This is a genomic window from Escherichia whittamii (genome assembly GCF_014836715.1).
GTDB lineage: Bacteria > Pseudomonadota > Gammaproteobacteria > Enterobacterales > Enterobacteriaceae > Escherichia > Escherichia whittamii.
In genome coordinates, this window is record NZ_JACSQI010000004.1 from 76547 (window position 1) to 90766 (window position 14220).

The following is a 14220-nucleotide window of genomic DNA, read 5'->3' on the forward strand; positions in this document are numbered from 1 at the left end:
ACCGTAATTGAGGAGTAAGGTCCATGGCCGTACAACAGAATAAACCAACCCGTTCCAAACGTGGCATGCGTCGTTCCCATGACGCGCTGACCGCAGTCACCAGCCTGTCTGTAGACAAAACTTCTGGTGAAAAACACCTGCGTCACCACATCACTGCCGACGGTTACTACCGCGGCCGCAAGGTCATCGCTAAGTAATCACGCGTCTGCGTGATGAAGCTTAGTGAGGATTTTCCCCAGGTAACTGGGGAAAGACCAAACCGGGCGGCGACGATACCTTGACACGTCTAACCCTGGCGTTAGATGTCATGGGAGGGGATTTCGGTCCTTCCGTGACAGTGCCTGCAGCTTTGCAGGCACTGAATTCTAATTCGCAACTCACTCTTCTTTTAGTCGGCAATCCCGACGCCATCACGCCATTACTTGCTAAAGCTGACTTTGAACAACGTTCGCGTCTGCAGATTATCCCTGCTCAGTCAGTTATCGCCAGTGATGCCCGGCCTTCGCAAGCTATTCGCGCCAGTCGTGGTAGCTCAATGCGCGTGGCGCTGGAGCTGGTTAAAGAAGGTAGAGCACAAGCCTGCGTCAGCGCCGGTAATACCGGAGCGTTGATGGGGCTGGCAAAATTATTACTCAAGCCCCTTGAGGGGATTGAGCGTCCGGCGTTGGTGACGGTGTTGCCGCATCAGCAAAAGGGCAAAACGGTGGTTCTCGATTTAGGGGCCAACGTCGATTGTGATAGCACAATGTTGGTGCAATTCGCCATTATGGGATCCGTTTTGGCTGAAGAGGTGGTGGAAATTCCCAACCCTCGCGTGGCGTTGCTCAATATTGGTGAAGAAGAAGTGAAGGGTCTTGACAGCATTCAGGATGCCTCAGCTGTGCTGAAAACAATCCCTTCTATCAATTATATCGGCTATCTTGAAGCCAATGAGTTATTAACTGGCAAGACAGATGTGCTGGTCTGTGACGGCTTTACAGGAAATGTCACATTAAAGACGATGGAAGGTGTTGTCAGAATGTTCCTTTCTCTGCTGAAATCTCAGGGTGAAGGAAAAAAACGGTCGTGGTGGCTACTGTTATTAAAGCGTTGGCTACAAAAGAGCCTGACGAGGCGATTCAGTCACCTCAACCCCGACCAGTATAACGGCGCCTGTCTGTTAGGATTGCGCGGCACGGTGATAAAAAGTCATGGTGCGGCCAATCAGCGAGCTTTTGCAGTCGCGATTGAACAGGCAGTGCAGGCGGTGCAGCGACAAGTTCCTCAGCGAATTGCCGCTCGCCTGAAATCTGTATACCCAGCTGGTTTTGAGCTGCTGGACGATGGCAAAAGCGGAACTCTGCGGTAGCAGGACGCTGCCAGCGAACTCGCAGTTTGCAAGTGACGGTATATAACCGAAAAGTGACTGAGCGTACATGTATACGAAGATTATTGGTACTGGCAGCTATCTGCCCGAACAAGTGCGGACAAACGCCGATCTGGAAAAAATGGTGGATACTTCTGACGAGTGGATTGTTACTCGTACCGGTATCCGCGAACGCCATATTGCTGCGCCAAATGAAACCGTTGCAACCATGGGCTTTGAAGCGGCAACGCGTGCAATTGAAATGGCTGGCATCGATAAAGACCAGATTGGCCTGATTGTTGTGGCAACGACTTCTGCCACCCACGCCTTCCCGAGCGCAGCATGTCAGATCCAAAGCATGCTGGGCATCAAAGGCTGCCCGGCGTTTGACGTTGCCGCAGCCTGTGCAGGTTTCACCTATGCATTGAGCGTAGCCGATCAATACGTGAAATCTGGCGCGGTGAAGTATGCTCTGGTCGTCGGTTCCGATGTACTGGCGCGCACCTGCGATCCCACCGATCGCGGGACCATTATCATTTTTGGCGATGGCGCGGGCGCTGCAGTGTTGGCTGCCTCTGAAGAGCCTGGAATCATCTCTACCCATCTGCATGCCGACGGTAGTTATGGTGAATTGCTGACGCTACCAAACGCCGATCGTGTGAATCCAGAGAATTCAATTCATCTGACCATGGCGGGCAACGAAGTCTTCAAGGTCGCGGTAACGGAGCTGGCGCACATCGTTGATGAGACGCTGGAAGCAAATAATCTTGACCGTTCCCAACTGGACTGGTTGGTTCCGCATCAGGCGAACTTGCGTATTATCAGCGCAACGGCGAAAAAACTCGGCATGTCAATGGACAATGTCGTCGTGACGCTGGACCGCCACGGTAATACCTCTGCCGCTTCTGTACCGTGCGCGCTGGATGAAGCCGTACGCGACGGGCGTATTAAGCCGGGTCAGTTGGTTCTGCTTGAAGCCTTTGGCGGTGGATTTACCTGGGGCTCCGCGCTGGTTCGTTTCTAGGATAAGGATTTAAACATGACGCAATTTGCATTTGTGTTCCCTGGTCAGGGTTCTCAAACCGTTGGAATGCTGGCTGATATGGCGGCGAACTATCCAGTTGTCGAAGAAACCTTTGCTGAAGCTTCTGCGGCGCTGGGCTATGACCTGTGGGCGCTGACCCAGCAAGGGCCAGCCGAAGAACTGAATAAAACCTGGCAAACTCAGCCAGCACTGTTAACTGCCTCTGTTGCACTGTACCGCGTATGGCAGCAGCAGGGCGGTAAAGCACCGGCAATGATGGCCGGTCACAGTCTGGGTGAATACTCCGCGCTGGTTTGCGCTGGTGTGATTGATTTTGCTGATGCAGTGCGTCTGGTTGAGATGCGCGGCAAGTTTATGCAGGAAGCTGTACCGGAAGGGACTGGCGCAATGGCGGCAATCATCGGTCTGGATGATGCGTCTATTGCGAAAGCGTGTGAAGAAGCAGCAGAGGGTCAGGTCGTTTCTCCGGTAAACTTCAACTCTCCGGGCCAGGTGGTTATTGCCGGTCATAAAGAAGCGGTTGAACGTGCTGGCGCAGCCTGCAAAGCTGCGGGCGCAAAACGTGCTCTGCCGTTGCCGGTGAGCGTACCTTCTCATTGTGCGCTGATGAAACCCGCTGCCGACAAACTGGCGGTTGAATTAGCGAAAATCACCTTTAACGCGCCGACCGTTCCGGTAGTGAATAACGTTGATGTCAAATGCGAAACCAATGGCGATGCCATTCGTGATGCGCTGGTACGTCAACTGTATAACCCTGTCCAATGGACGAAATCCGTTGAATACATGGCAGCGCAAGGCGTTGAGCATCTTTATGAAGTGGGGCCGGGCAAAGTGCTTACTGGCCTGACTAAACGTATTGTCGACACCCTGACCGCCTCGGCGCTGAACGAACCTTCAGCGATGGCAGCGGCGCTCGAGCTTTAAAAGAGGAACAACATGAATTTTGAAGGAAAAATCGCACTGGTAACCGGTGCTAGCCGCGGGATTGGCCGTGCAATCGCTGAAACGCTCGCGGCTCGTGGCGCGAAAGTTATCGGTACTGCGACCAGTGAAGGCGGCGCTCAGGCGATCAGTGATTATTTAGGCGCCAACGGTAAAGGTCTGATGTTGAATGTGACCGACCCGGCATCTATCGAATCTGTTCTGGAAAAAATTCGCGCAGAATTTGGTGAAGTGGATATCTTGGTCAATAATGCCGGTATCACTCGTGATAACCTGTTAATGCGAATGAAAGATGATGAGTGGAACGATATTATCGAAACCAACCTTTCATCTGTTTTCCGTCTGTCAAAAGCGGTAATGCGCGCTATGATGAAAAAGCGTCATGGTCGTATTATCACTATCGGTTCTGTGGTTGGTACCATGGGAAATGGCGGTCAGGCCAACTACGCTGCGGCGAAAGCGGGCTTGATCGGCTTCAGTAAATCACTGGCGCGCGAAGTTGCGTCACGCGGTATTACTGTAAACGTTGTTGCTCCGGGCTTTATTGAAACGGACATGACACGTGCGCTGAGCGATGACCAGCGTGCGGGTATCCTGGCGCAGGTTCCTGCGGGTCGCCTCGGCGGCGCACAGGAAATCGCCAACGCGGTTGCATTCCTGGCATCCGACGAAGCGGCTTACATCACGGGTGAAACTTTGCATGTGAACGGCGGGATGTACATGGTCTGACCGCGATTTGCACAAAATGCTCATGTTGCGCGCAGTCTGCGTGGTTATGAGTAATAATAAGTGCAAAATGATTTGCGTTGTTGGGGGGTATGGCCTCAAAATAACGCAAAATCGTGGTAAGACCTGCCGGGATTTAGTTGCAAATTTTTCAACATTTTATACACTACGAAAACCATCGCGAAAGCGAGTTTTGATAGGAAATTTAAGAGTATGAGCACTATCGAAGAACGCGTTAAGAAAATTATCGGCGAACAGCTGGGCGTTAAGCAGGAAGAAGTTACCAACAATGCTTCTTTCGTTGAAGACCTGGGCGCGGATTCTCTTGACACCGTTGAGCTGGTAATGGCTCTGGAAGAAGAGTTTGATACTGAGATTCCGGACGAAGAAGCTGAGAAAATCACCACCGTTCAGGCTGCCATTGATTACATCAACGGCCACCAGGCGTAAGTGAACATCTCCAGGCGGTCGTTCGACCGCCTGAGTTTTTTCTTTTTTGTCCCACTAGAATCATTTTTTCCCTCCCTGGAGGACAAACGTGTCTAAGCGTCGTGTAGTTGTGACCGGACTGGGCATGTTGTCTCCTGTCGGCAATACCGTAGAGTCTACCTGGAAAGCTCTGCTTGCCGGTCAGAGTGGCATCAGCCTAATCGACCATTTCGATACTAGCGCCTATGCAACGAAATTTGCTGGCTTAGTAAAGGATTTTAACTGTGATGACATCATCTCGCGCAAAGAACAGCGCAAGATGGATGCCTTCATTCAATATGGAATTGTCGCTGGCGTTCAGGCCATGCAGGATTCTGGCCTTGAAATAACGGAAGAGAACGCAACCCGTGTTGGTGCCGCTATTGGCTCCGGGATTGGCGGACTCGGATTGATCGAAGAAAACCACACATCTCTGATGAACGGTGGTCCACGTAAGATCAGCCCATTCTTCGTTCCGTCAACGATTGTGAACATGGTGGCAGGTCATCTGACAATCATGTATGGCCTGCGTGGCCCAAGCATTTCTATCGCGACCGCCTGTACTTCTGGCGTGCACAACATTGGCCATGCTGCGCGTATTATCGCGTATGGCGATGCTGACGTGATGGTTGCAGGTGGCGCAGAGAAAGCCAGTACGCCGCTGGGCGTAGGTGGTTTCGGCGCGGCACGTGCATTATCTACCCGCAATGATAACCCGCAAGCGGCTAGCCGCCCGTGGGATAAAGAGCGTGATGGTTTCGTACTGGGCGATGGCGCCGGTATGCTGGTGCTCGAAGAGTACGAACACGCGAAAAAACGCGGAGCGAAAATTTACGCTGAAGTCGTCGGCTTTGGTATGAGCAGCGATGCCTACCATATGACGTCGCCGCCGGAAAACGGCGCGGGCGCAGCTCTGGCGATGGCAAATGCTCTGCGTGACGCAGGAATTGAGCCTGGCCAGATTGGCTACGTTAACGCGCACGGTACTTCCACGCCAGCAGGCGATAAAGCTGAAGCGCAGGCCGTGAAAACTATCTTCGGTGAAGCTGCAAGCCGTGTGCTGGTAAGCTCCACGAAATCCATGACCGGTCACCTGTTAGGTGCAGCAGGTGCAGTAGAGTCTATCTACTCCATCCTGGCGCTGCGCGATCAGGCTGTTCCGCCGACCATCAACCTGGATAACCCGGATGAAGGTTGCGATCTGGATTTTGTGCCGCATGAAGCGCGTCAGGTAAGCGGATTGGAATACACCCTGTGTAACTCCTTCGGCTTTGGTGGCACCAATGGTTCTTTGATCTTCAAAAAGATCTAAGTCGCCATTTTCCACCTACATAAAAGGTCCGCTTGCGGGCCTTTTTTCTTAGATTTTATTCAGACTTGTTCCGCAGTGAACATGCTGCCACACTTACAATCCGATTATAAGGAGCCGGTATGTTCTTAATTAACGGTCATAAACAGGATTCGCTGGCAGCAAGCGATCGGGCCATACAATTTGGCGATGGCTGTTTCACAACAGCCAGAATTATCGACGGTAAAGTCAGCTTATTATCCGCGCACATTACGCGACTACAGGAAGCCTGTCAGCGGTTAATGATCGTTTGTGACTTCTGGGCGCAGCTTGAGCACGAGATGGCGACTCTGGCGGCAGAGCAGCAGAATGGAGTGCTGAAAGTGGTGATCAGTCGTGGCAGTGGTGGGCGAGGGTACAGTACGTTAAACAGCGGACCGGCAACGCGCATGCTCTCAGTTACGGCTTACCCAACGCATTATGACCGCTTACGCCAGGAGGGAATGCTGCTGGCACTAAGCCCGGTACGCCTGGGACGCAATCCTCATCTTGCGGGAATTAAGCATCTTAATCGTCTTGAGCAAGTGTTGATTCGCTCTCATCTTGAGCAGACAAACGCCGACGAGGCGCTGGTTCTTGACAGTGAAGGGTGGGTTACGGAATGCTGTGCAGCTAATTTGTTCTGGCGTAAAGGCAACGTGGTCTACACGCCGCGTCTGGATCAGGCTGGAGTTAACGGTATTATGCGACAATTCTGTATCCGTTTACTGGCACAATCCTCCTATCAGATTGCCGAAGTGCAAGCCTCGTTGGAAGACGTGATGCAGGCAGATGAAGTGATGGTTTGTAATGCGCTGATGCCAGTTATGCCTGTGCGTGCCTGTGATGATGTCTTCTTTTCGTCAACAACGCTATATGAATATTTAGCCCCACTTTGTGAGCACCCGAATTTGTCATGAAAAAAGTGTTATTGATTATCCTGTTATTGCTGATGGTACTGGGTATCGCCGCTGGTGTGGGCGTCTGGAAGGTTCGCCATCTTGCCGACAGCAAATTACTTATTAAAGAAGAGACGATATTCACCCTGAAACCTGGCACCGGAAGAATGGCTCTCGGTGAACAATTGTATGCCGATAAAATCATCAATCGCCCCCGCGTTTTTCAGTGGTTGCTGCGTATTGAGCCGGACCTTTCCCATTTCAAAGCCGGGACTTATCGCTTTACGCCGCAGATGACCGTGCGCGAAATGCTGCAACTGCTGAAAAGCGGGAAAGAAGCGCAGTTTCCGCTACGTCTGGTAGAAGGAATGCGTTTGAGTGACTACCTCAAACAATTGCGTGAGGCACCCTATATCACGCACACGTTAAGCGACGATAAATACGCTACCGTGGCGCAGGCCCTGGAACTTGAAAATCCGGAGTGGATTGAAGGCTGGTTTTGGCCAGACACCTGGATGTATACCGCCAATACCACAGATGTCGCGCTACTTAAACGTGCGCACAAGAAAATGGTGAAAGCGGTCGATAGCGCCTGGGATGGGCGCGCGGATGGTCTGCCGTACAAAGATAAAAACCAGTTGGTAACGATGGCGTCGATAATCGAAAAAGAAACCGCCGTTGCCAGCGAGCGCGATCAGGTTGCCTCAGTATTTATCAACCGTTTACGTATCGGCATGCGCCTACAAACCGACCCGACGGTGATTTACGGGATGGGAGAGCGTTATAATGGCAAACTTTCTCGTGCAGACCTGGAAACGCCGACAGCATATAACACCTACACCATTACTGGTCTGCCGCCAGGCGCGATTGCTACGCCGGGGGCGGATTCGCTGAAGGCTGCTGCGCATCCGGCGAAAACGCCGTACCTCTATTTTGTGGCCGATGGTAAAGGCGGTCACACGTTTAATACCAATCTTGCCAGTCATAACAAGTCTGTGCAGGATTACCTGAAAGTGCTTAAGGAAAAAAATGCGCAGTAAGTATATCGTCATTGAAGGGCTGGAAGGCGCAGGCAAAACCACCGCGCGAAACGTGGTGGTTGAGACGCTTGAGCAACTGGGGATCCGCGACATGGTTTTCACTCGAGAACCCGGCGGTACGCAACTGGCGGAAAAACTAAGAAGCCTGGTGCTGGATATCAAATCGGTAGGCGATGAAGTCATTACCGATAAAGCCGAAGTACTGATGTTTTATGCCGCGCGCGTTCAGTTGGTGGAAACTGTCATCAAACCGGCGCTGGCGAAAGGTACTTGGGTGATTGGCGATCGGCACGATCTCTCCACTCAGGCGTATCAGGGCGGCGGTCGTGGAATTGACCAGCATATGCTGGCAACGCTGCGTGATGCTGTTCTGGGAGATTTTCGTCCTGACTTGACGCTTTATCTTGATGTGACACCAGAAGTGGGGCTAAAACGCGCCCGTGCGCGTGGCGAACTGGATCGCATTGAGCAAGAGTCATTCGATTTCTTTAATCGTACTCGCGCCCGCTATCTGGAACTGGCGGCACAGGATAAAAGCATTTACACCATTGATGCCACCCAGCCACTGGAAGCCGTCATGGAGGCAATTCGCACCACCGTGATTCACTGGGTTAAGGAACATAACGCATGAGATGGTATCCGTGGTTAAGACCCGATTTCGAGAAACTGGTAGCCAGCTATCAGGCCGGAAGGGGTCACCATGCGCTACTCATTCAGGCGTTACCTGGCATGGGCGATGATGCCTTAATCTACGCTTTAAGCCGTTATCTCCTGTGCCAACAACCAGAGGGTCATAAAAGCTGCGGCCATTGTCGTGGATGTCAGTTGATGCAGGCGGGAACGCATCCCGACTATTACACCCTTGCTCCCGAAAAAGGGAAAAACGCGCTGGGCATTGATGCGGTGCGTGAAGTCACTGAAAAACTGAATGAGCACGCGCGTTTAGGCGGCGCTAAAGTTGTCTGGATAACCGATGCCGCCTTGCTGACCGACGCAGCGGCGAACGCTTTGCTAAAAACACTGGAAGAGCCGCCGGCAGAAACCTGGTTTTTCCTTGCTACCCGAGAGCCTGAACGTTTACTGGCGACATTACGTAGTCGCTGTCGGCTACATTACCTGGCACCACCGCCAGAACAGTACGCCGTGACCTGGCTTTCACGTGAAGTGACAATGTCACAGGACGCGTTACTTGCCGCACTGCGCTTAAGCGCCGGTTCGCCTGGCGCGGCGTTGGCGTTGTTTCAGGGAGATACCTGGCAGGTCCGTGAAACACTTTGCCAGGCATTGGGTCACTGTGTGCAATCTGGTGACTGGTATTCCCTGTTGCCGACACTTAATCACGAACAAGCTCCGGCGCGTTTGCACTGGCTGGCAACTCTGTTGATGGACGCGCTCAAGCGTAAGTATGGCGCTTCGCAGGTTACCAATGTCGATGTGCCGGGCGTTGTTGCTGCGCTGGCAAACCAGCTTTCTCCCTCGCGCCTGCAGGCTATACTGGGGGATGTATGTCGCACCCGTGAGCAGTTAATTTCTGTCACTGGCGTAAACCGAGAGCTTCTCATCACCGATCTTTTACTGCGTATTGAGCATTATCTGCAACCGGGCGTTGTGCTACCGGTGCCTCATCTTTAAGAGAAACATCATGTTTTTAGTCGACTCACACTGCCATCTCGATGGCCTGGATTATGAATCTTTGCATAAGGACGTGGATGACGTCCTGGCGAAAGCCGCTGCGCGCGATGTGAAATTTTGTCTGGCGGTCGCCACGACATTACCGGGTTATCTGCATATGCGGGATCTGGTAGGCGAACGTGACAACGTCGTATTTTCTTGCGGTGTGCATCCGCTCAACCAGAACGATCCCTGTGATGTGGAAGATTTACGCCGCCTGGCGGCGGAAGAGGGCGTTGTTGCTCTCGGGGAAACCGGGCTGGATTATTATTACACGCCGGAAACTAAAGTGCGTCAGCAAGAGTCTTTCATCCACCATATCCAGATTGGTCGTGAACTGAACAAGCCGGTTATCGTTCATACGCGTGACGCCCGCGCCGATACGCTGGCAATTCTGCGCGAAGAAAAGGTGACGGATTGCGGTGGCGTACTACACTGTTTTACAGAGGACAGAGAAACGGCAGGCAAATTACTGGATCTTGGATTTTACATCTCCTTCTCCGGTATTGTGACCTTCCGTAATGCAGAACAACTACGTGATGCCGCGCGTTATGTGCCGCTCGACCGATTACTGGTAGAAACTGACGCGCCTTATTTGGCACCTGTGCCGCATCGAGGAAAAGAGAATCAACCTGCAATGGTTCGTGATGTTGCTGAATACATGGCTGTGTTGAAAGGTGTTACCGTTGAAGAGCTGGCGCAGGTAACCACCGATAACTTCGCCCGCCTGTTTCATATCGACGCTTCCCGCCTTCAATCCATCCGTTAAATGAATTTATTTTAAGGCTCGTAATTAATTACTAAAACGAGTAAAGTTCACCGCCGCAAATTGGGCGGTGAATAGCCATGTTTGAAGCATTATGACATTTCTTTTGTCAATATGTGCACCTTTGCTAAAGGTCCGAAGTTGAAACGTGATAGCCGTCAAACAAATCGATAATGAATTATTTTACTCTGTGTAATAAATAAAGGGCGCTTAGACGCCCTGTACACGGCAAGGTTCTCCCCCCCTTGTCACGCGTGAGAACGTTAAAAGCACCCATACTCAGGAGCACTCTCAATTATGTTTAAGAATGCATTTGCTAACCTGCAAAAGGTCGGTAAATCGCTGATGCTGCCGGTATCCGTACTGCCTATCGCAGGTATTCTGCTGGGCGTCGGTTCCGCGAATTTCAGCTGGCTGCCCGCCGTTGTATCGCATGTTATGGCAGAAGCGGGCGGTTCCGTCTTTGCAAACATGCCACTGATTTTTGCAATTGGTGTCGCCCTCGGCTTTACCAATAACGATGGCGTATCCGCGCTGGCCGCAGTTGTTGCCTATGGCATCATGGTAAAAACCATGGCCGTGGTTGCGCCGCTGGTACTGCATTTACCTGCTGAAGAAATTGCCGCTAAACACCTGGCGGATACGGGCGTACTCGGGGGGATCATCTCCGGTGCGATCGCAGCGTACATGTTTAACCGTTTCTACCGTATTAAGCTGCCTGAGTATCTTGGCTTCTTTGCCGGTAAACGCTTTGTGCCGATCATTTCTGGCCTGGCTGCCATCTTTACTGGCGTTGTGCTGTCCTTTATTTGGCCGCCAATTGGTTCCGCCATTCAGACCTTCTCCCAGTGGGCTGCTTACCAGAACCCGGTAGTTGCGTTTGGTATTTACGGCTTCATCGAACGCTGCCTGGTACCGTTTGGTCTGCACCACATCTGGAACGTACCTTTCCAGATGCAGATTGGTGAATACACCAACGCAGCAGGTCAGGTGTTCCACGGCGATATTCCGCGTTATATGGCGGGTGACCCGACTGCGGGTAAACTGTCTGGCGGCTTCCTGTTCAAAATGTATGGTCTGCCGGCTGCCGCAATTGCTATCTGGCACTCTGCTAAACCAGAAAACCGCGCTAAAGTGGGCGGTATCATGATCTCCGCTGCGTTGACCTCGTTCCTGACCGGTATCACCGAGCCGATCGAGTTCTCCTTCATGTTCGTTGCGCCGATCCTGTACATCATCCACGCGATTCTGGCAGGTCTGGCATTCCCAATCTGTATTCTTCTGGGGATGCGCGATGGTACATCGTTCTCGCACGGTCTGATCGACTTCATCGTCCTGTCTGGTAACAGCAGCAAACTGTGGCTGTTCCCGATTGTCGGTATTGGTTATGCGATTGTTTACTACACCATCTTCCGCGTACTGATTAAAGCTCTGGATCTGAAAACTCCGGGCCGTGAAGACGCAACTGAAGATGCGAAAGCTACCGGCTCCAGCGAAATGGCACCGGCTCTGGTTGCTGCATTTGGTGGTAAAGAAAACATCACTAACCTTGACGCATGTATTACCCGTCTGCGCGTCAGTGTTGCGGATGTGTCCAAAGTGGATCAGGCTGGCCTGAAGAAACTGGGCGCAGCGGGCGTAGTGGTCGCTGGTTCTGGTGTTCAGGCGATTTTCGGTACTAAATCCGATAACCTGAAAACCGAAATGGATGAGTACATCCGTAACCACTAATCCGTAAGATGTTGGGGAGACTAAGGCAGCCGAATGGCTGCCTTTTTTACAGGTGTTAATCAGAATTGATACGTGCCGGTAATACTGAAATTACGTGGTGCGCCGTAGACGATAGAACCTTCCACATTGGTATCGTAGGTTTTGTCGAACAGGTTATTGACGTTCCCCTGCAACGAGAAGTTTTTCGTCACCTGGTAGCGGGTGAACAGATCCACCAGCGCGTAGCTACCTTGCTCGGCGCGGAAGGTGCCATACGGTGTCACAGTGTCGGTATACACCCGATTTTGCCAGTTAACGCCACCGCCGACCGTCAACTCTGGCATGACAGGCAACCGATAGCTGGTAAACATTTTAACCGTGGTACGTGGCAGATTCGGATTAACGGCATTCCCCTCGTTATCTTCCGCCACATAGCGCGTTGCGCCAAACGTCAGCTGCCAGTTGTCGGTAATTGCGCCGTTAAGTTCAAATTCCACGCCTTTACTTACTGTCCCATCCACCGCTTTATAGGCGGTTTCGCCGTTACTGCCGGGGATAGGCACTCCGGTGGACTGGGCGACATTATCCTGCTCAATACGGAAGATGGCTAACGTGGTGGTCAGACGGCTATTCATCCAGTCTGATTTCAGACCCAGTTCGTAGTTGTTACCGGTGATTGGCGCCAGATATTTGCCCGAACTGTCGCGATCATTTTGCGGCTGGAAAATAGATGTATAGCTGGCATAGGTCGACCAGTTGTCATTGATGTCAAACACCAGACCCGCATAAGGCGTAGTGTGGTTTTTCTCCATGCTGTAAGTCAGCGTATCAACCCGCCAGTTGGTATAACGTGCGCCGAGGATAAGATGCAGCGGATCGGCAAGAGTGACACGAGTGGCGGCATATAACGATTTCATATGTGTGGTATCGTCCTGCGCCAGGCTTTGCGGCGCCCAGTTAGTCTGCGGGAAGTTACCGTTGAAGTTGTAGAAACTGCCAATTTCATTGGGGAAAACGTTAGCCCAGGAGCTGAAATAGCGGTTGTTTTGTTTACTGTAGCTACCGCCGAGCATCAGATTGTGCTGGCGACCAAATAATTCATAACTGCCGTCGGCAAACAGATCCAGCGCGTCAACTTTACGTTTGCCACTGTTCCAGCCAGTGCCGCCAACATAATCAAATCCAGGGCCATAGCTGCCATATGGTCCCACCAGCGTTCCATCTGCTTTATTTACGTAGGCATCGACATACATCATTTTGCTGTCAAATTCGACTTCGGAATGGGTAGCATTCAGCGTCGCCTGCCAGGTATCGGCAAATCGCTGCTTCAGTGACAGAAAGACTTTGTTGATCTCTTTGTCGTTATACGCCCAGTCAGGCGCGGTACTGCGGGCGCGATCGTAACTGTTGCTGCTGCCATCGGTATTCCAGCGTGGCAGGCCGCCCCAGGTCGGGCTGTTAACATCAATACGTTGATATTCATAACCGGCAGAAAATGTGGTCAGCTCGCCCAGATCAGCATCCACAATGCCAGAGAAGAAAGTTTTTTCGCTATTGTAGCGATCCAGCCATAAATCGTTGTTCTGATAGCCGCCAACAATTCGTGCGCGGACTTTACCATCTTCCGTGAGCGGACTTTGTAAATCCGCCACATAACGTTCTTTGTTCCAGCTACCGTATTCCGCCGAGACATCGCCTTTAAATTCACGGCTGGTGGCGTGTTTGCGGACCATATTAATCGCCGCAGAAGGATTGCCGGTGCCGGTCATTAGCCCGGTCGCGCCACGCACCACTTCTACACGCTCGAACAGCGCCATATCCGTGAGTGCGTCGCCCAGATTCCACCGTGATTCAAAATAGGTGGGAATGCCATCGACCATATAGTTATCGATCTGGAATCCACGCGAATAATAGAGGGTGCGGTCGGAGTCGGCCTGGCTTTTGCTTATCCCCAGAGTGTTTTCCATCACTTCGCCCAGCGTTTGCAGTTGCTGATCTTCCATTCGCTGCTGGCTGACAATAGTGACCGACTGTGGAATATCACGTTGGGTCATCTGCATTTTAGTACCTACAGAGGTAGACGTTACGCTGTAATCATTTTCGTCATCAACTGGAGCATTGGCCGCCCCCTCAACAATCACTGTTTCTTCGGCGGTTGGCACGGCAAATGTAGCGGAAGGAAATAAAGCCAGAGCAATGCAGGCTGCGAGCAGCGACGGCGTGGCTGCGGCTGGATGCTGATTATCCCTGTTAAATTGTGTCGAAAGCATCTGAAATCTCT

Annotated in this window: 14 protein-coding genes; 13 read left to right on the forward strand and 1 reads right to left on the reverse strand. The window is 52.0% G+C overall.

Going from position 1 to position 14220, the window contains the following annotated elements:
* Positions 1 to 23 precede the first annotated feature (23 nt).
* From rpmF to ptsG, 13 genes are all read left to right on the forward strand, one after another.
* Positions 24 to 197: a 50S ribosomal protein L32 gene (rpmF, locus tag H9644_RS08175; RefSeq protein ID WP_000290727.1), complete on the forward strand. Its 174-nt coding sequence runs from the start codon at positions 24 to 26 to the stop codon at positions 195 to 197.
* A gap of 80 nt (positions 198 to 277) precedes the next feature.
* Positions 278 to 1348 (forward strand): phosphate acyltransferase PlsX, encoded by a 1071-nt coding sequence (gene plsX, locus H9644_RS08180; RefSeq protein WP_074399521.1) that lies wholly within the window; start codon positions 278 to 280, stop codon positions 1346 to 1348.
* A gap of 67 nt (positions 1349 to 1415) precedes the next feature.
* Positions 1416 to 2369, forward strand: coding sequence for a beta-ketoacyl-ACP synthase III (gene fabH / locus H9644_RS08185; protein WP_064528567.1), 954 nt, complete (start codon positions 1416 to 1418; stop codon positions 2367 to 2369).
* A gap of 15 nt (positions 2370 to 2384) precedes the next feature.
* Positions 2385 to 3314 (forward strand): ACP S-malonyltransferase, encoded by a 930-nt coding sequence (gene fabD, locus H9644_RS08190; protein WP_064528569.1) that lies wholly within the window; start codon positions 2385 to 2387, stop codon positions 3312 to 3314.
* Positions 3315 to 3326: 12 nt separating this feature from the next.
* Positions 3327 to 4061, forward strand: a complete 735-nt coding sequence (gene fabG / locus H9644_RS08195) for a 3-oxoacyl-ACP reductase FabG (RefSeq protein ID WP_064528571.1) — start codon at positions 3327 to 3329, stop codon at positions 4059 to 4061.
* Between the two features lie 210 nt (positions 4062 to 4271).
* The gene (gene acpP, locus H9644_RS08200; RefSeq protein WP_000103754.1) at positions 4272 to 4508 is read left to right on the forward strand and encodes an acyl carrier protein; all 237 of its coding nucleotides are present in this window, start codon (positions 4272 to 4274) and stop codon (positions 4506 to 4508) included.
* An 88-nt stretch (positions 4509 to 4596) separates the two neighbouring features.
* A complete protein-coding gene (gene fabF / locus H9644_RS08205) occupies positions 4597 to 5838 on the forward strand; it encodes a beta-ketoacyl-ACP synthase II (protein WP_064528573.1) in 1242 nt (413 codons plus the stop codon).
* Positions 5839 to 5957: 119 nt separating this feature from the next.
* The gene (gene pabC / locus H9644_RS08210; RefSeq protein WP_064528575.1) at positions 5958 to 6773 is read left to right on the forward strand and encodes an aminodeoxychorismate lyase; all 816 of its coding nucleotides are present in this window, start codon (positions 5958 to 5960) and stop codon (positions 6771 to 6773) included.
* Complete coding sequence (gene yceG / locus H9644_RS08215; protein WP_064528577.1) at positions 6770 to 7792, forward strand: cell division protein YceG; 1023 nt, start codon at positions 6770 to 6772, stop codon at positions 7790 to 7792. The genes pabC and yceG overlap by 4 nt, the downstream gene beginning before the upstream one ends.
* Positions 7782 to 8423: a dTMP kinase gene (gene tmk / locus H9644_RS08220; RefSeq protein ID WP_064528578.1), complete on the forward strand. Its 642-nt coding sequence runs from the start codon at positions 7782 to 7784 to the stop codon at positions 8421 to 8423. Before yceG ends, tmk begins: the two co-directional genes overlap by 11 nt.
* Positions 8420 to 9424, forward strand: coding sequence for a DNA polymerase III subunit delta' (holB, locus tag H9644_RS08225; protein ID WP_064528580.1), 1005 nt, complete (start codon positions 8420 to 8422; stop codon positions 9422 to 9424). Before tmk ends, holB begins: the two co-directional genes overlap by 4 nt.
* Before the next feature lie 10 nt (positions 9425 to 9434).
* Entirely contained in the window at positions 9435 to 10232 is a 798-nt protein-coding gene (locus tag H9644_RS08230) for a metal-dependent hydrolase (RefSeq protein WP_191774131.1), read from the forward strand.
* 294 nt (positions 10233 to 10526) lie between these two features.
* Positions 10527 to 11960: a PTS glucose transporter subunit IIBC gene (gene ptsG / locus H9644_RS08235; protein WP_064528584.1), complete on the forward strand. Its 1434-nt coding sequence runs from the start codon at positions 10527 to 10529 to the stop codon at positions 11958 to 11960.
* 59 nt (positions 11961 to 12019) lie between these two features.
* Here ptsG and fhuE read toward each other — a convergent pair whose 3' ends face one another.
* Complete coding sequence (fhuE, locus tag H9644_RS08240; RefSeq protein WP_064528586.1) at positions 12020 to 14209, reverse strand: ferric-rhodotorulic acid/ferric-coprogen receptor FhuE; 2190 nt, start codon at positions 14207 to 14209, stop codon at positions 12020 to 12022.
* Between the last annotated feature and the right edge of the window lie 11 nt (positions 14210 to 14220).